This is a genomic window from Thalassotalea euphylliae, from assembly GCF_003390375.1.
In the GTDB taxonomy this organism is placed as follows: Bacteria; Pseudomonadota; Gammaproteobacteria; order Enterobacterales; family Alteromonadaceae; genus Thalassotalea_F; species Thalassotalea_F euphylliae_A.
Map to the genome: position 1 here is coordinate 2428623 of NZ_QUOT01000001.1, position 26572 is coordinate 2455194.

29 protein-coding genes are annotated in these 26572 nt (G+C 44.2%); 9 read left to right on the forward strand and 20 right to left on the reverse strand.

Annotated elements, in window-relative coordinates; translation table 11 throughout:
- Nucleotides 1-594: a chorismate--pyruvate lyase family protein gene (locus DXX94_RS10770; RefSeq protein ID WP_116018457.1), complete on the reverse strand. Its 594-nt coding sequence runs from the start codon at nucleotides 592-594 to the stop codon at nucleotides 1-3.
- A gap of 164 nt (nucleotides 595-758) precedes the next feature.
- Between DXX94_RS10770 and DXX94_RS10775 the strand changes: the two genes are divergently transcribed.
- Nucleotides 759-1139, forward strand: a complete 381-nt coding sequence (locus DXX94_RS10775) for a flagellar basal body-associated protein FliL (RefSeq protein ID WP_115998641.1) — start codon at nucleotides 759-761, stop codon at nucleotides 1137-1139.
- A 126-nt stretch (nucleotides 1140-1265) separates the two neighbouring features.
- On the opposite strand, the gene glpG is transcribed toward DXX94_RS10775, so the two are convergent.
- From glpG to DXX94_RS10800, 5 genes are all read right to left on the reverse strand, one after another.
- Nucleotides 1266-2120, reverse strand: a complete 855-nt coding sequence (gene glpG / locus DXX94_RS10780; RefSeq protein ID WP_116015791.1) for a rhomboid family intramembrane serine protease GlpG — start codon at nucleotides 2118-2120, stop codon at nucleotides 1266-1268.
- Nucleotides 2120-2449 (reverse strand): thiosulfate sulfurtransferase GlpE, encoded by a 330-nt coding sequence (gene glpE / locus DXX94_RS10785; protein WP_116015793.1) that lies wholly within the window; start codon nucleotides 2447-2449, stop codon nucleotides 2120-2122. The genes glpG and glpE overlap by 1 nt, the downstream gene beginning before the upstream one ends.
- 205 nt (nucleotides 2450-2654) lie before the next feature.
- A complete protein-coding gene (tdh, locus tag DXX94_RS10790; protein ID WP_116015795.1) occupies nucleotides 2655-3683 on the reverse strand; it encodes an L-threonine 3-dehydrogenase in 1029 nt (342 codons plus the stop codon).
- A 12-nt stretch (nucleotides 3684-3695) separates the two neighbouring features.
- Complete coding sequence (locus DXX94_RS10795) at nucleotides 3696-4898, reverse strand: glycine C-acetyltransferase (protein ID WP_116015797.1); 1203 nt, start codon at nucleotides 4896-4898, stop codon at nucleotides 3696-3698.
- 289 nt (nucleotides 4899-5187) lie between these two features.
- Nucleotides 5188-6012: an alpha/beta hydrolase gene (locus DXX94_RS10800; RefSeq protein ID WP_116015799.1), complete on the reverse strand. Its 825-nt coding sequence runs from the start codon at nucleotides 6010-6012 to the stop codon at nucleotides 5188-5190.
- A gap of 140 nt (nucleotides 6013-6152) precedes the next feature.
- Between DXX94_RS10800 and waaA the strand changes: the two genes are divergently transcribed.
- Entirely contained in the window at nucleotides 6153-7439 is a 1287-nt protein-coding gene (waaA, locus tag DXX94_RS10805; RefSeq protein ID WP_116015801.1) for a lipid IV(A) 3-deoxy-D-manno-octulosonic acid transferase, read from the forward strand.
- A 58-nt stretch (nucleotides 7440-7497) separates the two neighbouring features.
- On the opposite strand, the gene DXX94_RS10810 is transcribed toward waaA, so the two are convergent.
- Entirely contained in the window at nucleotides 7498-8556 is a 1059-nt protein-coding gene (locus DXX94_RS10810; RefSeq protein WP_258872151.1) for a glycosyltransferase family 9 protein, read from the reverse strand.
- A 67-nt stretch (nucleotides 8557-8623) separates the two neighbouring features.
- On the opposite strand from DXX94_RS10810, the gene DXX94_RS10815 reads away from it, so the two are divergent.
- Entirely contained in the window at nucleotides 8624-9370 is a 747-nt protein-coding gene (locus DXX94_RS10815) for a 3-deoxy-D-manno-octulosonic acid kinase (protein ID WP_181901539.1), read from the forward strand.
- Between the two features lie 53 nt (nucleotides 9371-9423).
- Here the strand turns inward: DXX94_RS10815 and DXX94_RS10820 are convergent, their stop codons facing one another.
- Entirely contained in the window at nucleotides 9424-10080 is a 657-nt protein-coding gene (locus DXX94_RS10820; protein ID WP_115998633.1) for a TetR/AcrR family transcriptional regulator, read from the reverse strand.
- A 164-nt stretch (nucleotides 10081-10244) separates the two neighbouring features.
- Here DXX94_RS10820 and DXX94_RS10825 point away from each other — a divergent pair, with 164 nt between their 5' ends.
- Nucleotides 10245-10637, forward strand: a complete 393-nt coding sequence (locus DXX94_RS10825; RefSeq protein WP_116015807.1) for a nuclear transport factor 2 family protein — start codon at nucleotides 10245-10247, stop codon at nucleotides 10635-10637.
- A 96-nt stretch (nucleotides 10638-10733) separates the two neighbouring features.
- Nucleotides 10734-11213: a pantetheine-phosphate adenylyltransferase gene (gene coaD, locus DXX94_RS10830; RefSeq protein ID WP_116015809.1), complete on the forward strand. Its 480-nt coding sequence runs from the start codon at nucleotides 10734-10736 to the stop codon at nucleotides 11211-11213.
- Nucleotides 11214-11331: 118 nt separating this feature from the next.
- Here the strand turns inward: coaD and mutM are convergent, their stop codons facing one another.
- The 8 genes from mutM to radC form a co-directional block, all read right to left on the reverse strand.
- Nucleotides 11332-12144 carry a bifunctional DNA-formamidopyrimidine glycosylase/DNA-(apurinic or apyrimidinic site) lyase gene (mutM, locus tag DXX94_RS10835; RefSeq protein ID WP_116015811.1) on the reverse strand — a complete coding sequence of 271 codons (813 nt, stop codon included), beginning with the start codon at nucleotides 12142-12144 and terminating at the stop codon, nucleotides 11332-11334.
- A gap of 17 nt (nucleotides 12145-12161) precedes the next feature.
- Nucleotides 12162-12653 (reverse strand): hypothetical protein, encoded by a 492-nt coding sequence (locus DXX94_RS10840; RefSeq protein ID WP_147302270.1) that lies wholly within the window; start codon nucleotides 12651-12653, stop codon nucleotides 12162-12164.
- 186 nt (nucleotides 12654-12839) lie between these two features.
- On the reverse strand, nucleotides 12840-12995 hold the full coding sequence (gene rpmG / locus DXX94_RS10845) for a 50S ribosomal protein L33 (protein ID WP_115998628.1): 156 nt from the start codon (nucleotides 12993-12995) through the stop codon (nucleotides 12840-12842).
- A gap of 10 nt (nucleotides 12996-13005) precedes the next feature.
- Nucleotides 13006-13242 (reverse strand): 50S ribosomal protein L28, encoded by a 237-nt coding sequence (gene rpmB, locus DXX94_RS10850; protein ID WP_084692866.1) that lies wholly within the window; start codon nucleotides 13240-13242, stop codon nucleotides 13006-13008.
- 228 nt (nucleotides 13243-13470) lie between these two features.
- The gene (locus DXX94_RS10855) at nucleotides 13471-13866 is read right to left on the reverse strand and encodes a hypothetical protein (protein ID WP_116015815.1); all 396 of its coding nucleotides are present in this window, start codon (nucleotides 13864-13866) and stop codon (nucleotides 13471-13473) included.
- The gene (locus tag DXX94_RS10860; protein WP_115998626.1) at nucleotides 13853-14521 is read right to left on the reverse strand and encodes an AAA family ATPase; all 669 of its coding nucleotides are present in this window, start codon (nucleotides 14519-14521) and stop codon (nucleotides 13853-13855) included. Before DXX94_RS10860 ends, DXX94_RS10855 begins: the two co-directional genes overlap by 14 nt.
- 95 nt (nucleotides 14522-14616) lie before the next feature.
- Nucleotides 14617-14928, reverse strand: a complete 312-nt coding sequence (locus DXX94_RS10865) for a PilZ domain-containing protein (protein WP_116015817.1) — start codon at nucleotides 14926-14928, stop codon at nucleotides 14617-14619.
- A 143-nt stretch (nucleotides 14929-15071) separates the two neighbouring features.
- Nucleotides 15072-15743, reverse strand: coding sequence for a RadC family protein (radC, locus tag DXX94_RS10870; RefSeq protein WP_116015819.1), 672 nt, complete (start codon nucleotides 15741-15743; stop codon nucleotides 15072-15074).
- Nucleotides 15744-15851: 108 nt separating this feature from the next.
- Here radC and coaBC point away from each other — a divergent pair, with 108 nt between their 5' ends.
- The 4 genes from coaBC (at nucleotide 15852) to DXX94_RS10890 (ending at nucleotide 20142) form a co-directional block, all read left to right on the forward strand.
- Nucleotides 15852-17063, forward strand: a complete 1212-nt coding sequence (coaBC, locus tag DXX94_RS10875) for a bifunctional phosphopantothenoylcysteine decarboxylase/phosphopantothenate--cysteine ligase CoaBC (RefSeq protein WP_116015821.1) — start codon at nucleotides 15852-15854, stop codon at nucleotides 17061-17063.
- Between the two features lie 125 nt (nucleotides 17064-17188).
- The gene (gene slmA, locus DXX94_RS10880) at nucleotides 17189-17773 is read left to right on the forward strand and encodes a nucleoid occlusion factor SlmA (RefSeq protein WP_115998622.1); all 585 of its coding nucleotides are present in this window, start codon (nucleotides 17189-17191) and stop codon (nucleotides 17771-17773) included.
- 84 nt (nucleotides 17774-17857) lie between these two features.
- Complete coding sequence (locus DXX94_RS10885) at nucleotides 17858-19327, forward strand: aminoacyl-histidine dipeptidase (RefSeq protein ID WP_116015823.1); 1470 nt, start codon at nucleotides 17858-17860, stop codon at nucleotides 19325-19327.
- 158 nt (nucleotides 19328-19485) lie between these two features.
- Nucleotides 19486-20142, forward strand: coding sequence for a response regulator (locus DXX94_RS10890; RefSeq protein ID WP_116015825.1), 657 nt, complete (start codon nucleotides 19486-19488; stop codon nucleotides 20140-20142).
- A gap of 49 nt (nucleotides 20143-20191) precedes the next feature.
- Here DXX94_RS10890 and DXX94_RS10895 read toward each other — a convergent pair whose 3' ends face one another.
- From DXX94_RS10895 to DXX94_RS10910, 4 genes are all read right to left on the reverse strand, one after another.
- Nucleotides 20192-23632: a hybrid sensor histidine kinase/response regulator gene (locus DXX94_RS10895; protein ID WP_116015827.1), complete on the reverse strand. Its 3441-nt coding sequence runs from the start codon at nucleotides 23630-23632 to the stop codon at nucleotides 20192-20194.
- Nucleotides 23633-23685: 53 nt separating this feature from the next.
- Nucleotides 23686-24126 carry a hypothetical protein gene (locus DXX94_RS10900; protein ID WP_116015829.1) on the reverse strand — a complete coding sequence of 147 codons (441 nt, stop codon included), beginning with the start codon at nucleotides 24124-24126 and terminating at the stop codon, nucleotides 23686-23688.
- A gap of 418 nt (nucleotides 24127-24544) precedes the next feature.
- Nucleotides 24545-26281, reverse strand: coding sequence for a sodium:solute symporter family protein (locus DXX94_RS10905; protein ID WP_115998617.1), 1737 nt, complete (start codon nucleotides 26279-26281; stop codon nucleotides 24545-24547).
- On the reverse strand, nucleotides 26281-26526 hold the full coding sequence (locus DXX94_RS10910) for a DUF4212 domain-containing protein (protein ID WP_374188832.1): 246 nt from the start codon (nucleotides 26524-26526) through the stop codon (nucleotides 26281-26283). The genes DXX94_RS10905 and DXX94_RS10910 overlap by 1 nt, the downstream gene beginning before the upstream one ends.
- Between the last annotated feature and the right edge of the window lie 46 nt (nucleotides 26527-26572).

The following is a 26572-nucleotide window of genomic DNA, read 5'->3' on the forward strand; positions in this document are numbered from 1 at the left end:
CTATGCACTTGCCTCCATTGCTTGATACGCCAACGCTTGAGGAAGGAATACTTCCGCGACGGCTAGCGGTTTATCGTGTAAAAAGAAGATAGAACGACGGCCCCAAAGCTCGTGCTGTGGCGTCAACTCAAGTTGTTCAGCTAGCTGAGCGACATTACTCTGTGATGAAAATTTAGCGACAGAAAACTCACCACGCTGTAAATGCGGACTATTAAAGATAGCCTGCCCTAACGGCATATTGCCTAGCCCAGCTAAGCAAGCTTCGTCTCCTGTTAATGTGGAAAGTGGCATCAAGCTGCGAGCAAACACTTGTGGTTTGCCATCGCATAACAATAACACTTCGCGCACGATAACCGATTCACCTTCTTTAATATGGCTGCAAGCTTCTTGGGCGCTGCAAAGTTGCTCTGATTGACCCAATACAATCACTTCAAATTGATGACAATGTTCCTTTAACCTTGCCGTCAAAGAACCACCGTCATACAACCAAGATTTAAGCTCTGGCGATAATGGCAAATGTGGCTCGGTCAGCCAGTTGGCATTTAAGGTCACGGGGAATAGACGTGTATAGTCGAACATAACAAAAGAAATCATTGGCAATGGCGCAATAATAACAGGGCAATAACGATTTACACCAGTTTTGGCGGGAATTTGCAAAACAAAGTGAATAAATTTACTTCAAGAACTACCCTTTTTTTGCCATCAAGTTACAATGATTTACATATATTAAGAATGCCTTGCGATTAAGTTTTAATTACATGAAAAAACTCTTCCTGCTGTTGTTACTCGCTTCTTCCTCGTTAGCAGTTAAAGCATCCGATTACGTTTATTATGGCTTCCAGCCAGATATCGTAACTAACTATGTTGCGGTCAAGAAAAAGCTCGGCTATGTCCGATTAACAGTAGAGTTAATGATTGAAGGAAGTGGAAACCTAGAAGCCGTTGAGCACCATGCCCCACTGCTGCGCGATGCCATAATCAACATTATTGGCCAGCAACCGGAAGAAAAAATAAAGTCAATTAATGGCAGACAACAAATCCAACGGGAATGTGAAGCTAAGGTAAAAGAGCTACTTACACAGGAAACTGGCCAGCCTTTGGTTAAAAGATTAATGTTTACCCAGTGGCTCGATAACTAGCAGCTTGCAAACCAAAGGCTCTGCGCATAATAAATTCAAAAAAAGGTAGCTAAACCCTAGCTACCTTTTATATCTACCGAATTGGGCTGTTCAAATCGAACTGACTATCCCAGCATCTAAAACTAGCTAGCTTGATTTTTGCTGTTTAGCAATCACCCAAGCCATCGCGCAACCAACAACTAAACCGACTAAGTGTGCTGTGTTTGCCATATTAATCGGTAACACATCGACAAAACCTAACAGCAGCCAGATCAGTAAAAAGCCAACTATAGACTTTGATAAGCCAATACCACGCTCTGGCATTAACCAGCCAGCAAACCAAGCGAAACCAACCACCGCATAAACAACACCTGATAGGCCACCAAAATTTGGGCCAGAGACTATAAATTGGCCGACATTAGAGGCAATCGCCGATAACAGAAATAAGTTCACGATTTGCCAACGACCAAAAATACGCTCAATCGCGCCGCCTAATTGCCACCACCACAGCGTATTAAAAGCAATATGCAGTAACGAGAAGTGCAGAAATGCTGGGCCAATAAGCCGCCATGGCTCAGTCACTAATCTTTGAGCATCAAGCTGACTGTAAAACGATAAACTGGAAAAAAGGTCTCGCCCTAAGCCTAAATTCGCCAGTATATACACTAGCCAGCAGGCACCAAATACAATCAAAGTGAACGGGCCAGCTTGCGCAAAGAATTGCTGCTTTACACCTGAAAACGCATGGCTAGGCATCGATGTCTGAGCCCCATTATGCTGCTGAGCAGCTTGCTGATATTTAGGGTGATACGGCTGCAGGGCAAACTCATTGAATAGTTGCTTCGCTTGCTCAACTTGATTAGCGGCAACGCATATCCAATGCGCATGATCTTGTTCAACAAGCTTAGCGGGTATTTCTAGGCTTCTGAGATAATCGACAAACAATTGGCCAATAGCTTGTTGATCTACTTTAACAAGCGGTTGCAACGGCAAACTATCCATTATATTTCAATGTGTTCTGGGTAAAGTTGCTGCCACTGAACAAAACCGCCATCAAGCGAATAGACATCGGTAAAGTCTTGGTTATGTAAAAAATCCGCTGCTGGTTGGCTAGAAATCCCGTGGTAACAACAAACGACTGTGGGTTTATCAAAGTCAGCCTCGCGCATAAAGTCGGCTAGGTTTTCATTGGTTAAATGAATTGCACCAGGAATACGCCCTTGGTTAAACGTGTTCGCATCTCGAATATCAAGTACCACATAATGATCTTCGCCAAGCTGCTCCGCCAATTGGTTGGCCGATAAATGCGTAAAGTTACTTGCTTGCTGCATATTTAAAACCTCTTAACTCATAAAATAGAGTATCTTCTGGTCGCTATTATACGAATATTCTCAATAAATAACCTTATACCATTTCGCACATGTCTCTGAGCATGAAAATCTGAGCATAAATATCCGAGCTAAAATAACAGTGCATAAATAAAAAAGGCACGTAGTATCACGTGCCGATTCATCCGTTAGCTTTGCTACAGCAGTGCTATGATTGCCAGTCCAAAATAACTTTTCCTGAATGACCAGAGCGCATCACATCAAAACCTTGCTGGAAGTCATCTACTGAATATTGATGTGTAATGATAGGCGTTAGATCTAAGCCAGACTGTATCAGGCTAGCCATTTTGTACCAGGTTTCGAACATCTCACGGCCATAAATACCTTTGATTGTTAACCCTTTAAAAATCACCTTGCTCCAGTCAATTGCCATATCTTGGCCAGGAATACCGAGCATGGCAATTTTGCCACCATTATTCATATTTTCGAGCATGTCATGGAATGCAACAGGTACACCAGACATCTCCAAGCCAACGTCAAAGCCTTCTGTCATGCCTAACTCAGCCATGACATCGCTCAGCTTTTGCTTTGACACATCAACTGCACGAGTAGCGCCCATTTGTCTTGCTAAATCAAGACGGTACTCATTAATATCCGTGATCACCACATGACGCGCGCCAACATGTTTTACCACTGCAGCGGCCATAATGCCAATTGGCCCTGCTCCTGTGATCAGCACATCTTCACCAACAAGATCGAAAGACAGCGCAGTGTGTACCGCATTACCAAACGGATCAAAAATGGCAGCTAGTTCATCAGATATTTCATCCGGCAATTTAAATGCATTGTAAGCGGGGATCACTAGGTACTCTGCAAAGCAGCCAGTGCGGTCAACACCAACGCCGACGGTATTGCGACACAAGTGCGTACGACCACCACGACAATTGCGGCAGTGACCACAAGTAATATGCCCTTCGCCAGACACTCTATCGCCAATAGCAAAGCCTTTAACTTCTTGACCTATGCCGACAACTTCTCCGGCGTATTCATGCCCTACAACCATAGGAACCGGAATAGTTTTCTGAGACCACTCATCCCAGTTGTAAATATGAATGTCGGTGCCGCAAATGGCCGTTTTCTTAATCTTGATTAATAAATCATTGTGACCTAACTCAGGCATTGGCGAGTCGGTCATCCAAATGCCTTCTTTGGCATGTAACTTAGCTAAAGATTTCATCTGTTTTCCTCACTAGCTCGCTGAGATCACACCTAGCTCTTGGCCAATGCGTGTAAAGGCCGCAATCGCCTTGTCTAATTGTGCACGAGTGTGTGCTGCTGAAATTTGTGTGCGAATTCGTGCTTGCCCTTTCGGAACGACAGGGAACGAAAAGCCAATCACGTAAATACCTTCGGCCAATAACTTATCTGCCATTTTACTGGCTAATGCCGCATCCCCAATCATCACAGGCACAATCGCATGATCTGCGCCAGCACAGGTAAAGCCAGCAGCTTCCATTTGCGTGCGGAAGTAGCTTTGGTTTTCACGTAAGGTTTTACGTAAGTCATCGCCGTCTGCCAACAAATCCAGCACGCGAATTGACGCAGAAACAATGGCTGGTGCTAATGAGTTTGAGAATAAATAAGGGCGCGAACGCTGACGTAGCCATTCAACAATTTCTTTTCGACCCGAAGTGTAACCGCCGGAAGCGCCGCCCATCGCTTTGCCTAAGGTGCCAGTAATAATATCGACACGGCCCATTACATCGCAAAACTCATGACTGCCTCGACCTTTGTCACCAACAAAACCAACGGCATGTGAATCATCCACCATCACTAAAGCGTTGTATTTATCAGCTAAATCACAAACGGCCTTCAAGTTAGCAATAACACCATCCATTGAGAACACACCATCGGTCGCAATCAGTTTGAAACGAGCACCAGCTTCATCGGCTTCTTGCAATCTTGCTTCTAGCTCTGCCATATCGTTATTGGCATAACGAAAACGCTTTGCTTTACACAAACGAACGCCGTCGATAATTGAGGCATGATTTAACGCATCAGAAATAATCGCGTCTTCTGGCCCCAATAAGGTTTCAAATAGACCGGCATTAGCATCGAAACAAGAAGAATACAAAATGGTATCTTCCATGCCTAAGAAGTCACTTAACTTTTGCTCAAGCGTTTTGTGAATATCTTGCGTACCACAGATAAAACGTACAGACGCCATACCAAAACCATGATCATCTAAGCCCGATTTTGCCGCGTCAATTAACGCAGGGTGATTTGCCAAGCCTAAATAATTATTAGCACAGAAATTAATAACTTCTTCGCCACTCGTAACCGCAATTTCAGCTTGTTGTGCTGTTGTAATAATGCGTTCAGCTTTATACAAGCCGTCGGCTTTAACTTGATCTATTTGCTCTTGTAGATGCGCATAAAAGGTCGATGACATAAGTGCCTCTAATTATTTTTGTCTTAAAATACCGTGCGTTTCCAACCAAATCTAATGGGTGTATCAATTTGGCCAGTAATAGCTAAGCATTAGCCTAGCAGCTTGATTTTTCAAGCCGCGTTTTAATGTCGGCGTATTCTACGGATTTACTGGCGCAGGTATAGTCCGATCAGTGAAATAAACTGAGGCTAAACCAAGCCAAGGTGACAACTTTTATTGGCAGGGAAAAAATCAAAAGGCAGGCAATGGCGTGCTGCGCCATGCCTCAGATTTAAATACGTAGCTTGTGCTACTTCGCTCTTTCACTTAGCCAGTGGGCAATATCAATTGCCAATGACTTATTGCGGCGCAGCAAGTGGTTGCCCGCATAATTACCCTTGTAGAGCAACATTGTTGAGCGATCGTGACCATTCCATTCAAACAGCTCTTTGGCCGTTTGGTAGCTTTGTACATGATGCACTGAGCTAATAAAGAAACTCGCGATATCTCTTAAGTTTTTGTAACGCTCTTTGGTGGCATAGTCCATATCTGGGCTGAGTAGCGCCATGTTCGCAACGTATAACTGCTCAGCTGTTGAAACAGCATAGCGAGCCGCGCAGCCAACAGACAAAATTGAGATATTGTTTTCTTTAGCTAGCTTAGTCGCGAGATGCTCATAGCCAGCGAGTACGTCTTCTTCCCAGTACGCCATCAGTTGCGCCATACGTTGCTGGTAATTAATGATGTCTTTGGTATTACGCTTAATGTTGGCATGTGAATATTGCTCTGAAGTGCTTTTACCATAGCCGCGCAAATCCATTGATAATACGTGATGACCTTGCTCAGCCAATAGCTTAGCAATAGGGGTTAGCGATTGGCGATCAGACTGGCACCCGTGCAATAACAAAAAGCCATCGCTGCGCGGCGAGCCCTCATAATAATCAGCGCTTAAGGTAAATTTATCTTTAGTGGTGATACTCACTTCAGCCATCAAGTTCAGCGCGTCACTCGCATTATCACCTTCTATGTTAATACCTGCTGCCCTAGTGCTTGAGTTAGTTTGCAACGCACTTACATTAGAAGCGAACGAAAATAAAATAGAGCACAAAGCGGGAAAAATAATAGGTAGTTTCATGGTGAGTGGAACACTAATCGCGCAGTAGTTGATGTAATTCAATAAGATAGCAAAGCCAATGTCAGAGGAAAACCATCAACAATTACTTTTCTAAATACGGGGGCTATAATAGCGAAAATTTTCGACATAATGACATTACCTTGGCACTGCTAACCTACCGACTGCTTCTTATTTTCCTACTACCTGTTGTGTTGCTCGCGGCAATATTGCGCTCATTAAGCCAGCCAGCTTATAGACAAAGGCTACACGAGCGACTAGGTATAGTGCCCAATAAGTTTCGTTCAGGCGGTATTGTTATTCATGGCGCAAGTGTCGGTGAAGTTTTGGCACTTAAACCTTTTATTAATCAGTGCTTAGCTGAATTTCCCAATTTACCCATAACGGTTACCACATTTACGCCGACAGGCTCAGAACAAGTGCAAAAAATTTTCGGTGATCGGGTTCAGCATTGCTACCTCCCGCTCGATGTGTGGCCGTGCACTACAATGTTTCTAACCAAGCTCAAACCCAAAGCTTTAGTGGTCATGGAAACCGAGCTTTGGCCCAATTTAGTGGCACAAGCGCATAAACTAAATACCAAATTACTGCTGATCAACGGTCGGATTTCAGATAAATCGGTAACTAGCTACCAAAAGTTTTCAGCGCTTATCAAACCATGCTTAGCAAAATTCGATCAGGTATTAGCACAAAGTGAAGCCAATAAAGAGCGATTAATCGCCTTGGGGGCAAGGCAAGCGCACTGTCATAACATTGGCAATCTTAAATATGACATCAGTGAAGGCAGTGACACTAAGGTTAAGTACCAAACACTAAGCCCAATGTTTCCGCAGGCTCGCCCTGTATGGCTGCTTGCCAGCAGTCATGAAGGTGATGAACAGCTAGTTTTAGATGCTTATCGAAAAGCTCGTGAAGCACATAGCGAACTGTTACTGGTGATTGTTCCGCGTCACCCAGAGCGCTTTGATAAAGTTGCTCAGTTACTTGCCCAAGAAGGCTTTAGCTATCAGCGACGCAGTAATGCTCAGCCCATAATGTCAGAAACGCAAGTTTGGTTGATGGACTCGTTAGGTGAGCTATTAGCAGCTTATCAACTTGCAAATATCGTGACCATCGGCGGGACGTTTTCAACGATTGGCGGCCACAACCCGCTTGAGCCTGCGCTTTATCAAAAGCCAACAATTGTGGGTTCAGACATGGCTAATTTTGCAGAAGTACATCAACAGTTAGTGCAGCAAAACGGCATTATCACGCTAGCGCATCAGGACAACAAACAACAACTCGCTCTGCAATTAAGTCAGCAAGTTAGGCAACTTCTGGTAAACAACACACAAGCGCAAACGTTGGGGAGTAACGCTTATCAAGTGGTGAAAGCCAACCAAGGATGTAGCGAGCGAACCCTAGCGGCACTAAAAACGGAACTGAGCTAAATTGACTTGAAATGGTCTAAGTGCTGACACGTCAGCCGTGCAACTCGCTCAAGTGATCTTAAGGTATGTTTGATAGCTCTGGGTAGAGATCGGCGATTAGCTGTCGAATTTTATCTTTCACCTGTTCAACAGAAATGTTTTCCATTAAATCATCACCTTTCGCTCTTACCCCCCAAGGAAGTTTACTAACCGGCTGATGATATTGCGCTTGAATGGCTTGCTGGTAGTAGCTGACAACATATTGTGGGTACAAGTATGGACCAGTGCGTTTAGGGTTGCTGTGTGCATACAAGCCAATGACAGGTGTACCAACGGTAACCGCCATATGAGCAGGCCCTGTGTCAGGCGCAATTACCAAGTGTGCCAATTTCAAACAAGCAGCTAATTGCACAAGCGAAGTTTTACCAACCAAATTCAATAAAGGCTCAGGGCAATTGGCTTGAATAATGGTCGCTAACTTCTGTTCAAGCTCTGTTGGGCCGCCACAAAGTACAACAGCAAAGCCCTGCTGGTGCAGGTGGTAGGCAATTTCACCATAACGCTGTGCCAACCAATTGCGCTCAGCCTTGCTAGCCGCAGGACAAATAATTGCAATCGGCTTATCACTCACAAGCTGCTCACTCGCCCATAGTTGCTGCTCATCACTGATTGGCATATGCCAGTATGGTGTTGTATCACTCACCCCAAGTTGCTGGGCAAAACCCATAAAGCCGTCTAACACATGAGGCTCAGCTTGCGGCTGAATTTGGCTGTTAGTAAACAACCATTGCCCTTCCTTGGCACGAGCGCGGTCAAAGCCAATGCGCGTTTTTGCCTTAATCATTGAGCTGGCAATACTAGCGCGCAGTGCAACTTGCATATGCAACAACACATCAAACACTTGGCCTGCCAAGGCTTTGCGCAATGCCATATAGCCTTGCCAGCCGGCTTTTTTATCGAAAACGACAAATTTCACACCGGGTAATTCGCTTAACAGCATGGCTTCGACTTTGCCGATCACCCAAGTGATTTCGCAATCAGGATGCTGTCGCTGGATCGCTTGCACCATAGCAACTGCATGACAAACATCGCCAATAGCGGATAAACGTAAAATACAGAGTTTTTTTGGAGCGATCATTTGACCCGCCATAGAGGAATCACCACAATAGGCAGCTTATGCTGGTATTTGAATTTGGCCTATTATCTTGAACCTCGATGCAATTGTAAATTCTGGACTTGCCTCACTTGTAAAAGAACCGCACCAATGGCTGCTTTACAACAAACAATTTGCCCATTTGTTAAACAATGAAATGTTCGACAGTGACTATTGGCAGAATCAGAACGCCGTGACCGGCAGTGCACAGGGGCGCGGCACAACCTACTTTGTCAAATGCGAAGCGCATGATTGGGTGCTCAGACATTACTATCGCGGCGGCTTGATTGGCAAACTTATCCATGACAGTTATTTGTACACTGGCATCAATAACACCCGCGCAGTTAAAGAGCACATTCTGTTGAGCCAACTGGCTCAATGGCAATTACCAGCGCCACGACCTGTTGCTTGTCGAATTCGTCGCAATGGGCTGAGTTACCGCGCAGACATTATCTCTGAGCGGATTAACAACGCGGAAGATCTCTACACGCGATTGTTACGCGAACCATTAACAGACGAACTTTGGCAACGTATTGGCAAGACCATTGCGGCTTTTCACCAAAAAGGTGTATATCATCACGATCTGAACATTCACAACATCTTATTAGATAACAAACAGCAGGTTTGGCTGATTGATTTTGACCAAGGTGAAATACGTTCGGGTGGCGATTGGCAACAAGCTAATGTGGCAAGGCTGTTAAGATCTTTTCACAAAGAAAAAACCAAGCACCCTGCTATTCATTGGCAAGATGCACATTGGCAGTTACTCGAGCAAAGCTATCAGCAAACGCTCAAGTAACCTATCTTAAAAAGGTTTATTAAATTTGGCTCTGTCCGCTGTAAGCAGAGTCACTAGCCAGCTAAACGGGCTTCTTCATGGCGCGCTAAATACAATTCGCGGGCTTTTAGAAATTCAGGTAGCGCTTTTTCTGTGGTGTAAGGTTTTAAGATAACGAGAATCTTCAACACCCCTTCGTAGAATACTGAGGCATCAATCTCATTTTCCATATTCTGTGTTTGGTAGAAACTTAACCAGAAAGTATTTACCAAACGCAAAATGCTAACAAGATCAGGGAGCTCTTCATCGTTAAAGTTAATCATGCCAGCGTCGCGTAATGAAATCATCATATCGCTCACTCGCTTACTGATCAGCTCCTGAACCTCAACATACTTCTCTCGCAATGATGGATTCTTTGCCAGCAATACAGGAAGATTTGCATAAAAGAAACGGAACTTAGACATCGCCTGAAAAACCGCATCCATATACAAAATAATCGCATCAAGCGGTTCGATATCGTCAGACATTAACGGGAACGTATCGAGAATTAAGTTACGCGCATATTGTTCGTATATCGACAGAATAATGTCTTCTTTGTTTCTGAAGTGATAATAGAGATTGCCTGGGCTAATACCTAAATGTGCGGCAATGTGATTTGTAGTGACATTGCGCTCTCCATGTTCATTAAACAATTCGATACTAGCTTGAATAATTTTATCCCATGTTTTCATTATTATTGTGTACCCCTCTTCCCAGCTGTCGTTTTATCATACTATCAAAGTCAATCTGACTTAAAGTATTTGCTCAAAAAAACTTGTGATTCGTTGTTGCTATTTTCATCAAGCCACCTTATCTTGACACTGACAAGATCAAACAAAAGAACAAAGGAAAGAGTATGTTAGCCAACTGGCACGAAATGATTAAAACACGTGATATCAATATGTTACCAAAAATACTGGCAGATAACGTGGTACTGCACTCACCGATTATTCATCGTCCAGTAGAAGGTAAAAAAATGGTTGGTATGTATTTAACAGCCGCTCTCCATACTTTTGCCAATAAAGCCTTTACCTATGATCGAGAATTCCTTTGTGAAAATGGCGCAGTACTCGAATTTAGCACGGAAATTGATGGCATTTTTGTCAATGGTATCGATATGATCACGTGGAACGATTCGGGCGAAATTATTGATTTTAAAGTCATGGTAAGGCCGCTCAAGGCAATCAATTTAATTAACGAACGTATGACAGCCTTGCTTGAACAATATAAAGCGCAGCAACAAGTATAATGTTCACTCAACTCTCTTAACCGCACAATCACTTTGAATTTATCCGTGCTGATCACTAGAATGATCGGCACTTTAATTTAAATTATTGCATAGAAGATGTCTGTAAAAGCAATTTACCCAGGTACTTTTGACCCTGTAACCAATGGTCATACTGACCTGATTGAGCGTGCCAGCAAATTATTTTCTGAAGTTGTTGTTGGCGTCGCCTTTAGCCCGAGTAAAAAGCCGCGCTTTGATTTAGACCACCGCGTAAAAATGCTTGAGCAAGTCACCGCTCATTTAGACAATGTCAGCGTGATTGGCTTTACTGGCCTACTCGTCGATCTGGCGAAAGAACACCAAGCTAACGTGCTGATCCGTGGCCTGCGTGCGGTGTCGGATTTCGAGTATGAATTTCAACTCGCCAATATGAACCGCCGTTTATCACCGGATTTAGAAAGTGTTTTTCTAACGCCAGCCGAAGAAAACTCGTTTATTTCCTCAACCCTAGTTAAAGAAGTTGCGTTGCACAAAGGTGACGTTAGCCAGTTTGTTCACCCTGTCGTTCAGCAAGCACTAGAAGACTCTATGAAATAGGTGCTTTTAGCGCCTTTTCTATTATCGGCAATTGAGCTCTACTCACCGCAAAAATCTCATAGCCCAAATTTCGGAGCCAAAAATTCATAGCCTAATTCTCACAGTCTAGGTTGTTAGGTTATTTTTGGCATTGTGGGCAATACACTGAGCTACGATTTGACTGGCGTACCTCTTTCAACGTCGTTTGGCAAGTTAAGCAAGGCTCACCTGCGCGCCCATAGACATACAAAGACTGTTTAAAATACCCAGGGCGACCATCGGCTTGAGTAAAGTCTTTCAGTGTTGTACCGCCTTGTTTAATTGCCGCAGCAAGTACCTCTTTAATGTTATTAGTGAGAACTTGGCATTGCTTTTTAGTCAGCTTACCCGCTTTTTTGGTCGGCCTAATACCACTTAAAAAAAGTGATTCATTTGCATAGATATTACCAACACCAACCACGACCGGATTATTCATAATAAAGGTTTTAACAGGCACTGCTTTATTACGCGATTTCTTATAAAGATAATCGGCATGGAAATCATCTGTCAGTGGCTCTGGCCCTAGTTTAGCAAGCACTCCTTGCTCGTCTTGATCACCAGCAAGCCATAGCACCGCGCCAAAACGGCGCGGATCATTAAGCCTCAATGCCTTGCCATTGCCCAAAACAATATCAACATGATCGTGTTTTACTGGCACTAACGCCTTATCAATAACGCGAATGGTACCTGACATACCTAAATGAATGAGTATGCTGCCACTTGCCACTTTAATAATTAGGTACTTTGAGCGGCGTTCAACGGCGACAATCACTTCATCAATCGCATCGCTAATTTGCTCTGGTATCGGCCATCGCAGTTGACGTTGACGCACCACAATATCGGTAATTCTTTCACCATCAATATGTGGTTTGATGCCTAAACGGCATACTTCGACTTCAGGTAATTCGGGCATCTTAATTCACTATCAGGTTATGACTGATTTATCAGTAAACCAGTTGGTATGAGTTGATTAAACATTGGCAATGGCAGCGAAAAATAGCGATCCAATTGGTGGTTATGAACAACGACTTGTTCTGCCAGTAAATACAAAGTAAATAACTGAATATTGGGTTGATCAGCTAATACCATGCTAATAAACAAGCCGGATTGCTGGGAGCGATCTATTTCAATATCAAGCACTTGCCCCTGTACCTGTTGCCAAGTACGCATCATTTGCTCGATAAGTTGATTCGATAAACGCTGCGCTGGCAATAACCGCCACCCCTGACCAGCTCGCTCAATAGTGACTTGCTGATCAATATTCATCGTTAAAATCACTTTATTTTCACCAATGACGAACTGTTCAACAGCAGCTGATTGTGGATCGTCGCTATCACCTTGCTGGGTAAAATTGATTAACAGAATAAAACCCATCACAGAAAAAATAATCACATTATTCCAAGCGGCGCGGGAAAGTCTCATAACATCTTCATTTATCGTCAATTAGCGCTATATCATACGAAAACTATGACGCTATTACATTAGCTTATAACAATTTGATTAATTATCGCTGAGTGAGCAAATAATCACTCAATTTGGTATTAGATAAATTTCAGGCAATAAAAAACCCAGCAATTGCTGGGTTTTTAGAAAATTCGAGAAGTAAAATTACTTGATTTTAGCTTCTTTGTAGACAACGTGCTTACGTACTACAGGGTCGAATTTTTTGATTTCCATTTTCTCTGGCATAGTCTTTTTATTCTTGTCAGTAGTATAAAAATGACCTGTACCAGCAGAAGATACTAAACGAATTTTATCACGCATGACTTATTCCTTAGACTTTTTCGCCGCGAGCACGGATGTCAGCTAATACTGCATCGATGCCTTTCTTATCGATAATACGCATACCTTTAGGAGTAAGGCGTAATTTTACGAAACGGTTTTCGCTCTCAACCCAAAAACGGTGAGATTGAAGGTTTGGTAAGAAACGACGACGTGTCGCGTTTCTAGCGTGAGAACGATTGTTCCCTACAACTGGTTTTTTGCCAGTTACTTGGCAAACTTTAGACATTTGAGTCACTCCAAAATTAATTTCAGCTCGAGCTAATTCCCCTTGGCCGTCGCCTCGGGATCCTGAAAAAGGTGGCATATTATAGTGAAACTAATCCTCGAATGCTAGTACTAATCATATTTTAACCAAATACAATAATAACTAGCTTATTTATCATAGAGATAGAGGTGATGTACAACAAGATTTAGCCCTTAAAAAACCAACAAAGTGCTGATTAATTATACCGAATTAGAGGGTTTTCGATCCTAACAGAGCCGCTAGCTGTTGTTTTTGATCTTGTGTCGCCAGCTGATCAATCAAAATACGAATAATATGTGACTTCGCCAACTTAGACTCTTTAGCTAAAACATTCAGCTGCGCAATCGCATCTTCACTCAAAGTAAACGTTGCATGGCGAAATGGTCGGTTGCTTTCTTTACTTTTACTTTTGGCCACCACTTGTTGCTCAGCAGCCGCAATAGCCTGTTCGAGATTTAAACCAGTATTAGGCGCTTTCTTACCTTCTTTAACCAGTTTAGGTTGGCCTTTCGCGTAGTCTTCAGCGTCAGAGATAAACTCATCAACAGTAAAGTTCTTCCTTTTTACCGCTTTCCCTTTTCCCTTTTTAAGATCAGTTAAACTCATGAGAGTTATCCGGCTTCATCGCAAGCAGCTCCTCAGCAATCGCTATCATTTCCTGTGCAGCTTTGCCATCAGGCTCATTTTCTAACACCGAAGAGCCAGACTCTTCGCTATCATCGTAAACATTGCGGTTATAAGTGACTGCGTTAAGTACATTGATGCCATATGAGGCACATACTTCTTTGGCTTCTAAAATTCGATTGGCTTGGGTTGGCAGTGCTGGGCACTGAGTAATCACAAATGAGGCGAGCATTTTAGGATTAACCATTTTACACGTGCTGAGCATGTCTTCCATATGAGGCACGGTTTTTAAGTCTCGACGTTTCGGGCGAAGTGGAATCACCACATGGTCAGCAACCGACATTGCAGCGCGCAGCGCAAGGTTGTCTTGGCCACCACAATCAACCACAACGTAATCGTAATGTTGATTTAAACTGAGTAAATCATTGCGGATCTTGCCGTATAATTGAATACAATTGATAGCCGGCAGCGAAGGGTCAGTATTACGCGCCTGAATCCAATCAGACGTTGTGCGTTGCGGATCACAATCAACCATCAAGACAATGGCATTTTTGTGTTTAGCAAAGTACACCGCCATGTTCTGCGCTAAGCAACTTTTACCGCTACCACCTTTTTCACCACCAACCAATATCATCATGCTGCTAACTTCCTATCAAAACAGGTAGAATTCTTGTTTACTTGTACACCAGTATAGTTCAAATATCATCTCACATCGCTGTGTGCACTTAACGCTTACTTCTTATCATCTAACGTGAAGGCAACTTCATACCAGCCCGTTGGCTGCTCAATGCAACGCAACACAGTACAATCAAACTCTTGCTGCACTGAACTGTTAGATTTAAAGGTGATCACCACTTGCGTATTTTCTGCAATTGCCATATCGCTATCGACTCGCACACCACCGCGCGAAAAATCTAAACAAGCCAAGGTTTTTGTCCACTGCCTGCCATCACTGTCAGACCAGCTGACGGTGACCAGTTCTTTTTCCATATCTAATCGAATTGATTGACGCCTTTCCATCTCATGGTTACTACTGTCGGTCATAAGACAATCCTTGCTTGTTGCTTTTGATTGAAAATACTTTGCTTAAAACTTTGTTCAGTACATTGCTCAGTACTTTGTTCATCGGGACAATTGTTCCCTTATTAAGCTAAAATTAGCTGCCATTATGCTGATTTGCAACCGCTTTATAATTGCCCATGCTCTGCAAATGAATAACACTGATGCTTAGCGATAATTAAATGATCGAGTACTTTTACCTCAATCAAGGCCAATGCCTGAATTAACCGCTGCGTAATACGCTGATCTGCCTCGCTCGGTGTCGCCAATCCAGACGGATGATTGTGAACCAAAATTACGGCCGCAGCACTTTGCAACAAGACATTTTCGACAACAACACGCGGGTATATCGCAGCGGCATCTATCGTCCCCTGAAATAACCGTTCAAAGCCAATCACTTGATGCTGACTATTAAGCAAAACAACGCCAAATACCTCATGGCGTTCACCACGAAGCTCTGAAATTAAATAATTCTTGGTATCGCTAGAACTGGTTAAATACTGCTGCACGCCAGCTTGCTCTTTGAGATAGCGTTTTGACATTTCTAAACATGCTTGAAGCTGAACATATTTAGCTTGACCTAAGCCATGATGCTGACAAAACTCTTGCATGCTGGCTTGGTAAATAGCAGCAATACTGCCAAAATTGTTGAGCAGCTGGCGCGCCAAATCAACCACCGAGCAACCTTTTACTCCAGTGCGTAAAAATATTGCCAAAAGCTCGGCGTCACTAAGTGACTGCGCTCCTTGATTCAACAACTTTTCACGCGGCCTTTCCTGCGCTGGCCATGTCTTTAACATCCATGTGCTCCTTATCTCTCGCTGACTCTTATGCTGACATCTCATCCCTGATATACTGCTGCCCATTCGTATTTATATTGAGCAGAAGTGCTTTAAGATTAGCAGCGTATGCAAATTTTACACAATAAAAACATTGTCTTAGGAATTACTGGTGGGATTGCCGCGTACAAGGGACCTGAGCTCGTTAGGCGCTTAAAAGAACAAGGCGCGAATGTTCGCGTGGTCATCACAGAATCAGCGAAAGCATTTGTTAGCTCACTATCGCTGCAAGCTGTTTCTGCTAATCCAGTTGCTGACGATTTACTCGACCCGCAAGCCGAATTAGCCATGGGACATATCGAGTTAGCGAAATGGGCCGACTTAATTCTTGTCGCACCAGCCACTGCAAACACAATTGCCAAACTCGCTCACGGTATGGCAGATGATTTATTGACGACTATTGCGTTAGCAACGGCGGCACCTGTCGCCATCGCACCGGCAATGAATCAACAAATGTGGCACAACCCGATCACCCAACGAAACCTTAATGAATTGGCTAAGTTTGGCATCAAACAATTTGGCCCAGCAGCTGGTGAACAGGCTTGTGGTGATGTTGGTTTAGGACGCATGTTAGATGTGCCTGAATTAGTCAGTGCAGTAACTGAGCTGTTTGCTCGTGACCAGCAAGTGCTCGCCGGCCAGCACTGGGTCATTACTGCCGGCCCAACACAAGAGCCAATAGATCCTGTGCGTTATATTTCCAACCATAGCTCAGGCAAAATGGGTTATGCGATAGCACAAGCGGCGATTGAGGCTGGCGCTAATGTCACGCTGATCTCTGGGCCAACAAAATTAACACCACCAAGTCACAGCCAGCACGTGCCTGTCGTTAGCGCACAAGAAATGCACCAGCAAGCGCTTGCCAACGCACCGAAAGCAGATGTCTTTGTGGCATGTGCGGCAGTAGCCGACTATCGCGTTGCACAAGTTGCCGAGCAAAAAATCAAAAAGCACGAAGATGCTATGCAAATCAACATGGTTAAAAACCCTGATATTGTTGCCGATGTTGCCGCACTAACCGAAAACCGCCCATTTACCGTGGGATTTGCCGCAGAAACGCAAGACGTCGAACAATATGCACGTGGTAAATTACAGCGCAAGAATTTAGATTTGATTGCCGCAAATAATGTGTCGGTTGCAGGCCAAGGCTTTAACAGCGATGACAACGCCTTAACCGTGTTTTCAGCAACCGATAAAACCGAGCTTTCACTGGCCAGCAAAACACAGTTAGCGAAAGAGCTTGTGGCGATTATTTCAGCAAAAGTAGAGCTCAAATCGTAAGTATTTGCTTACTAACGTAATTATTGTGCTACATCATATTTGTGCCCGTTGGCTTGATGTTAGTATCATCAAGCCGCTAAAATTACGGCGATAAAATCAATAACAATTCGACTGAGAAGTTTTAGATGTCAACCACCGAAAAACCGAATCGTAAACAGCAAATTCTTGAATGCTTGGCTATGATGCTGCAATCAAGCCCTGGACAGCGTATTACCACTGCTAAGCTTGCCGCCGAAGTGGGTGTCTCTGAAGCCGCGCTTTACCGCCACTTTCCGTCGAAAGCCCGTATGTTCGAAGGCTTAATTGAGTTTATTGAAGAATCGATTTTTTCTCGTATTAACCTAATTTTATCGGACCACAAAGAAGCAGTGATCCGCTGCCATCATATTTTGCATGTGTTGCTAATTTTTGCAGAGCGCAACCCTGGTATGTGCCGTATCTTATCTGGCGATGCGCTGATGGGAGAAAACGAGCGCTTACGTTTGCGCGTTAACCAGTTTTTTGAAAAACTCGAGTCTCAATTTAAGCAGGTCTTACGCGAGCGCAAGCTACGTGAAGGTAAAGGTTTTGAAATCTCAGAGCAGGCGCTTGCGAATTTATTAGTCTCGTTTGCTGAAGGTAAAATTAGCCAATACGTGCGCTCTGGTTTTAGCAAAAAGCCAAGCGATGAATTTAATGAACAGTGGCAATTTTTAATGGCAAGCAAATAATAAGCCTACCCAAATAAAATATTCTATCAGCGCCAGTTTCTCGCGTGATAGAGAGCTGGCGTTTTTTAATTGAAAGGTAAAACCATGTCGCAACTAGCACAACTTACCCCCAACTCACTGTGGCAATTATTTGATCGTATTTGCAGCATCCCTCACCCGTCTAAACACGAACAAGCGATTTCCGCTTGGATCCAGTCATGGGCGAAAGAACAAGGCATCGCAGTGAAAGAAGACGCTGTTGGTAATCTAATTTTAAAGAAACCAGCAAGCGCAGGCATGGAAGCTAGAAAAGGCGTTATTCTTCAAGCGCATATGGACATGGTACCACAAAAAAATAGCGGTACTGAACACGACTTTTTAACCGACCCCATTCAGCCATGCACAGTTGAAGAAGCCGATGGCCTGTGGGTAACCGCCAAAGACACAACTTTAGGTGCCGATAACGGTATTGGACTAGCGTCGGCATTAGCCGTATTGGCAAGTGATGATATCGCACATGGCCCACTTGAAGTGCTAGTAACCATTGATGAAGAAGCGGGTATGACGGGCGCATTTGGCTTACAGCCAGGTGAGTTTGACGGCGAGATTCTAATCAACACCGACTCTGAACAAGAAGGTGAAGTCTACATGGGCTGCGCAGGCGGTATTGATGGCAACGCAACCTTTGCCATTGAGACAGAGGCTGTTCCTGCTGACTATCAGGCATTTAACCTGTCGCTGTCAGGTTTAAAAGGTGGCCACTCAGGTGTTGATATTCATACGGGTCGCGCCAATGCCAATAAGTTGCTCGTGCGCTTCTTATTAAGTGCCGTTAGGCAATTTGATATTCAGTTAACCGAGCTAAACGGTGGTAGCCTGCGTAACGCCATTCCACGTGAAGCAAATGCCAGTTTTGTCGTTGCCAAGCAACATGTACCGGCATTGACGAAAGCAGTAGCTGACTATCTAGCACAAGCTAAAGACAATCTGAAAGCGATTGAAACGGATCTGGATATGCTGTTGATCTCGCCAGAGGATTTTGATCTATGTTGGTCAAAAGCGTGCCAATTAACGATTCTAAATGCGTTAAATGCCTGCCCTAACGGCGTTATTCGCATGAGTGATGACATTGAAGGTATTGTCGAAACTTCGCTTAACCTAGGTGTGATGCGCACTAAAGGCAGTAAGTTTGTTGCACAAACCTTGATCCGTAGCTTGCACGACGATGGTCGCTTAGCCACTGAAGAAACCGCGCGCTCGGTATTTGAATTAGCGAGTGCCGAGATCGAATTTACGGGTGCCTACCCTGGCTGGCAACCAGATACCAGCTCACCTATTATGCAGGTAGTTCGTGAAACCTATCAGGCAGAATTTGGTAAATTGCCTGAAATCATGGTGATTCACGCAGGTCTAGAATGTGGTTTATTTAAAACCGCCTATCCACATTGGGATATGGTTTCGTTTGGCCCAACCATTAAATTCCCGCACTCACCCGATGAAAAAGTGAATGTTGAAACCGTTGGTCAATACTGGCAATTATTGTTAGCGGTACTGAAAAACATCCCTGCAAAATAACGTTCAAATAAAGCAAACGTTATCCATTAAAAAGGTGGCAACAAGCCGCCTTTTTTGATCGCAAGAGTGGCGCTATATTTTACGTTTTCAATTGCAATTAACATACGCTATAGTCCCATACAGCTAACCCTTTTGGGCTATTACAATAGGATAAATGTATGATTCAGCCAGATAAAATAATAATAGCTGACGATCATCCGTTATTTCGACAGGCACTGTTGACAACGCTTTCGCAAAAGATCACTCAATGCCAGTGGCTGGACGCAGAAACCATCAATGAATTGGAGCTGCAGCTTGCTACACACCAAGATGCTGACCTGCTGATTTTAGACTTAAACATCCCCGGCGGCCACGGCTTTAACAACCTGATCAATATCCGGAAAAACCACCCGCAAATTCCGGTGGTGATCATGTCTGCTCACGAAGATAACGATACGATGAATAAGGCTATCGACCTTGGTGCTGTTGGCTTTATTCCAAAATCAACGCCAATAGACATTATCTACCAAGCAATTATCGAAGTACTTGCAGGTAAACAATGGCTACCCGCCCAGTTCAGTGCGCACTCAGCAGCAGATGAGTGTCATGATATTGCCGAGCGCGTCGCCAGCCTAACCCAACAACAACATAAAATATTACTGATGTTCGCCGAAGGTATGCTTAACAAGCAGATCGCCTATGACCTGAATGTCTCAGAAGCCACGATTAAGGCACATGCCACTGCGATATTTAAGAAATTAAATGTCCGCAATCGCACGCAAGCGGTGATTGCCATTAGTCAATTAGACCTGGGCGATCATGACTTTTCACACTAGTGCGCCGTAACAACTAACGTTGATCTAACGAGGCGAGTTGCGCAAGCGATTAGCCTCGTTCACCAACAAACTGTCGGTGCAGTTGCTCACTTAACTTAGCGCTCATCATTGCCCTTAATGCGGCAGGCTTGACCATTTTACGCATAAAGCCAATATCGGCAGCAGCAGCGTTGTCACTAAGCCCTTGTTCACTGCTTGCACTAACTAAAATAGCGGGCAGATAAACATTAGTCATCTCACGTAATGTCTTTATTAATGCAATACCATTTTCTGTTGCTGACAATTGGTAATCGACCAAGAGAATATCGATATTAAACTTATGTTGCTCAAACATCTCAACAGCACTAGTAACGTTATTTGCTGCTAATACCTCACAATGCCAACTGGAAAGCATTTCCACCATACCAGCTAAGACGTCTTCGTCATCATCAATACACAACACGCAAATACCATCGAGTGCGACTGGCTTGATCGCCTGAGCAACAGGTTTGCTCGCAGCTTCTATTCGCGGAACGTCAATGGCAAAGCAACAGCCGTGACCGAGCTCAGAGTGCAGCGATAACTCGTGACCAAGTACCTGACTGATCCCTTGGGTAATGCTTAAGCCGAGCCCTAAGCCCTTGCCTTTGTGTTGTGATTCACTCGTCAGTTGAGTGAACTGTTCAAACACCAGTGCTTGTTTCGTTTGCGCGATACCCGGCCCAGTATCAATCACTTGAATCTGTACTTTATTGGCACGGCGTCTTACCCCTAATAACAAGCATCCAGGGCTGGCATAGCGAAATGCGTTAGTGATCAAATTTTGCAACATGCGCCTAAGTAGATAGCGATCAGAGTACACCCACATCTTGGTTGGCTTGACTGTAAAACGTATACCATGTTGCTGAGCTGAGAGTGAAAACTCGCTGGCTATTTCATCAAATAAGCTTTGCAGCGCAAATGGCTCAACATCCGGGCTAATTTTACCACTCTCAATTCGGGTGATTTCTGCCAAGTCTGACAATAAGTCATTAGCGACTTTGAGCGAGTGACCAATGTTCTCAACTTGCTTTTGCTGCTGTGCTGATAACGGTTGATTTGCCAAGGCTTCACTAAACAAACGCGCCGCCTCAATTGGCTGCATCAAATCGTGGCTACAAGCTTTTAAATACAAGCTTTTTTGTTGATGTGCTTGCTCGGCTTTGTGTCGTGCCAGCGCCAACTCACGATTCACTTTAGCCAGCTTTTCGGTGCGCTCATCCACTAAGGCTTCTAAATCTACATTGGCATCTTTTAGTACTTTTTCCGCCTGACGGTAGGCACTAATATCGGAAAACAGCATCACAAAGCCACCATCTGGTAAAGGATTTCCTTGAATACGGATCACTTTATCGCCAAGTTCCCTTTCTGAACTATGCGGGCTACCTTGTCTAAGGAAATCAATACGACGCTGAACTTGCTGCTCAACTTGATCCGCCTCATAAAGCCCGCGTTCAAGGTTAAAGCGGATAAGTGAAGCAACTGGACTACCGACATAAACCACAGACTCTGAATAGCCGAATAAGTCGATATATTTTTTATTCCACGCCACTAAATTAAGGTCTTTATCAATAATGGAAATGCCTTCGCTGGCGTTTTCAATTGCGCTTTGCAGCAGTGATTGGCTAAAGCGTTGCTGTTGGCTCGAAGCTTCTTCCACCAATATCGCCAGTTCGTCTAGTGCGAAGTCTCGCCCCTCTAGCGCCGATGATAAGACCAAACGCGCTGACGATGCGCCCATTGTGCTCGCCAACTTGTTTTCGGTAAATTCCAATAATTGCTGGTTATATTGCGCAGCACCAATCACGATTTTGTTTACTGACGCATTAAACGCAGCAAAATGCTCGCGTGCTTTTTGCTGGCCAATAAAGCGCGACACCAGTAGCTCAAGCTCTTTGGGGCTGACAGTTTTTTTGTGTTGTTTGGTCTTAGCTTCCGGCGCTTGCCATTCAAGAAATACTGAAGCTTGCACGCGTTCTTGCACACTTTGGCGACTCACTTGCGAAATGATGTACATGACAAAAATATTAGCGAGCAAACTCAACAAGCTAACCATAGTGCTACTTTCAGCCAAGGCGTCGCCATAGCCGTCAAACCCCAGCCCCATTTGCGGTAAAAAGCTCAATACGAGCCACATCGAAAAACCTACTAAAATACCCGCAAAAACGCCGGTTAAACTAGCGCCTCGCCAGTAAAAGGCGGCTAATAATGCAGGGGTTAATTGCGCAAAAGCGCCAAATGCCACCACGCCAAGTGCCGCTAACGTATCTGGTGATGCTAGTAAAAACACCATATAGCCCAGCATGATCACGCACAGCACTAGTAACTTTCTTATTTTCAGTAAGTTAACGCGAAACTCATTGAATGAAAGGTCTTGTTTTCGACCGCGATAACGGTACAGCAATGGAAAAATAATTTCATTGCTGAGCATAGTGCTAAGTGCTATTGCGGCAATAATCACCATAGAACTGGCTGCCGAAATGGCCCCTAAAAAGGCCAGCAATGACATCCAATTCTGACCGCCAACAGCAGGTAAAAAGAGTACGTAGGTATCTGCGGGTACTTGATTACCTAACAATTCTTTACCCGCTAAGCCCATTGGAATCGCCAACAACGCAAAAATTAATAAGTAAATGGGGAACAATGAACGCGCTAGTCGAGTATCTCGCTCATCTTGCAGCTCAACCACCATCACCTGAAACTGTCGTGGCAATGATAAAAACGCCGCCATCACAACAATTAACATGGCCAATAACCCAGTTAAGTTAGAAAACTCTAACTGGCTTGCTATTTGTGCTTGAGCATTTGATTGCTGCCATAAGGCTTGGGGCGAGTCGAACAAAAAGAAGCAAACAAACACGCCAATAATGATAAAGGCAATCAGTTTAACCATAGACTCAAAAGCTATAGCCAACATCACACCAGGGTGGCGCTCAGTCACATCTAGCTGGCGCACGCCAAAGACAATAGTGAAGCCTGCTAAGACCAAGCTAATGATCAGACCAAGCTGGGTGGTGTTGATTGGCGAGCTGCCTTGCAATTGCTCAAATGAATAAACAATGCCTTTTAGCTGCAATGCCAAATACGGCATGGTGCCAACTAGAGCAACGATCGTTACTAAAATCGCCAAGTTATGAGATTTACCAAAACGCGCCGCCAACAAGTCAGCAATCGATGTGAGGTTAAGCTTGATACTGACGCGGATCATGCGCAACAAAAACGGCCACGCGAAAACAAAGAGTAAAATGGGGCCCAAGAAAATTGGGAGATGAGAGAGAAAATCTGTTGCCGCTTGCCCTGTTGTGCCTAAAAAGCTCCACGAAGTGCAATACACGCCCATGGTCATGGCATAAATTAGCGGCTGCCACTGTTTAGTTAACTGATGGCGATACTTGTCGCCAAGATAAGCAATACCAAACAGCAAGCCAATATAACTAAAACTAACAACGATTAATTGCCAATTGGCGAACATAAATTTAAAGCATCCTTGTTAGATAAATGAAACGATAAGCAAACACCCTTCGCTTATTGCACAGTTTGACTATAAAACTCACTAATATATTTACCACCTTTTATCGTCACTATCACCCGCATCCGTTGTTTTTCACCTTTTTCGCTAATTCGCTCACGCAAATCCGTTGGTTGTTGCCAATAGTAAGGGCTGTTAGCCATGGCTAAGTTATAGGTTTGATATTGCTTGGCACTATCGACAATAAACAGTACCGCACTGTCGATGGGATAGGTTGAGTTAACGCCAGTAACACCATTTTTATCATAAACATTAACGAGCAAATCACCGGCTGCAAAAACACACGTTTCATTGATGACATCACAATGACCATCAGGCACCAATTCAACTACCTTGTCTTGACTCGCTTGATATTCCAAATAGTAATCTGAGGCGATATAGCCACCGAGTAGTAAAAACGGCGCGATAAAAATTGCCAGCTTAGTATGTTTGTTCATATAACCTCTAATAAATATGAGGGCGTGTTAACCTTTCAGGATTGTTTTTGCAGCAGTCTGATTGGGTTTTATACAAGGCGGCACTTGTGCAGTGTAGTTACTCTCCATAAATAAGTGCCAACACCGTAGAAAATTCAAACAGACGCTGCCCCTTTATTTTGTGTTGATGGGGTTCATCTAAACGCTTCCTGCTCATTGTTGCTCGCTTTTTACATAGAACGACTATGCGACAAAGCAAGCGCCGCGATCAGAAAGCGTTTAGATTGAACAAAACTCAATCTCGAAAGTTCAACACGCCCTATTTGAAAAAAGGGCAATCTAGGGTGACACAAAAGTACATGTCGACACCTAGATTACCCAAAGCCTCGAGTACTACAAACTCTCAAAGCATTTCAGCTAACGCCTCTATACGATCGAATTAATGGTCATGCGCACTGGCAATTTGGCCATGTGGTGTGCGGAAGTTTTCCACTAACTCTTGAATTTCGCTTGGCGCTGGACCAGTCGCTTTCAGTACAATAAAGGCAACGGCAAAGTTAACCAAGGCGCCGACCGAACCAAATGCGTTTGGTGAAATTCCGAAGAACCAGTTTTGCTCCATACCGCCCATAAATGACGTACCTGGAATAAACATGATGCCTTTGTGCTGGAACACGTACAGCATGGTTACGCCAAGGCCTGCACACATACCTGCAATTGCGGCTTTGCTACTCATTTTCTTCGAGAAAATACCCATCATCAGTGCCGGGAAGATACTGGATGCCGCTAAACCAAAGGCGAGTGCAACAGTACCAGCGGCAAAGCCGGGGGGATTCAAGCCAAGGTAGCCAGCAAAGAGTATCGACAAGGTCATCACAATCCGGCTGGCACGCAGCTCAGTTTTCTCACTCATGTCTGGTACCAAAACCCCTTTCATCAAGTCGTGCGATACTGCTGATGATATCGCTAACAACAGGCCTGCCGCTGTGGAGAGTGCAGCAGCTAGACCACCTGCCGCAACAAGTGCAATTACCCAGTTTGGTAAATTCGCAATTGATGGGTTCGCCAATACCATAATGTCGCGGTCAACTTTGACCATTTCATTGGTCGCCGCATCTGAGGTGTATTGAATTTTGCCATCGCCATTTTTGTCTTCAAATTGCAGTAAGCCGGTACGCTCCCAGTCTTTAAACCACTGTGGGCGCTCATCGTATACCAGATTCTCACCCGCAGCGGGCTCAATGGTATTCATCAAGTTGAAGCGTGCCATTGCGCCAACAGCCGGTGCAACGGTGTAAAGCAATGCTATGAAAACCAAAGCGTAGCCCGCAGATTGACGAGCCGCTTTTACTGAAGGAACAGTAAAGAAGCGCATAATAACGTGCGGTAAGCCCGCCGTACCTATCATCAACGACATGGTATAGGCGAACATTTCAACCGAGCCAAGCGTTGAGGTGGTATATTCTTTAAAACCGAGATCGGTGACCACCATATCGAGCTTATCAAGCAAATAGACACCACTGCCATCGGCGAGTGTTGAACCTAAGCCTAATTGCGGGATTGGGTTACCGGTTAGTTGTAATGAAATGAAAATTGCGGGAATGGTATAAGCCGTGATTAACACCACATACTGGGCAATTTGCGTGTAAGTAATACCTTTCATACCGCCAAGGGTTGCGTAAACGAAAACCACACCCATGCCAATATAAAGCCCCATATCGTATTCCACTTCCAAGAAGCGGGAGAAAGCTACCCCGACCCCTTTCATCTGGCCGATAATGTATGTTACTGATGCAATAATTAAACAAACAACAGCGACAATACGAGCGGTGCGTGAATAGAATCGGTCACCAATAAATTCAGGTACAGTAAATTTGCCGTGTTTGCGCATATAAGGCGCTAAACACATTGCCAGCAGCACATAGCCACCTGTCCAGCCCATCAAGAATACTGAGCCGCCATACCCTAAAAAGGCAATTAAACCCGCCATCGAAATGAACGATGCGGCACTCATCCAGTCAGCACCAATCGCCATGCCGTTTTGCAATGGGCTTATGCCACCGCCAGCAGCATAGAATTCGCTGGTTGAGCCAGCACGTGCCCACCAAGCTAAGAAGAAATATAAACCGAAGGTACCGCCAACGGCGATCCACGTATAAAGTTTTAACTCGTCCATTACTGGTCCTCCACATTATATTTTTTATCTAGTTGATTCATTTTGTGGGCATACCAGAATATCAATCCGACAAAGGTATAAATTGAACCTTGTTGGGCAAACCAGAAACCTAGTTTGTAACCCCCTAAACGAATTGCGTTTAGCGGTTCAACAAGCAATAAGCCAAAGCCGAACGATACGATAAACCATATTGCGAGACAGATTAAAATAAGTCGCAGGTTCTCCTGCCAGTAACTTGTTTCCACAATGATCTCCTCGTGTCGCCTGTTGTGTTATTAGTATCAATCTGTA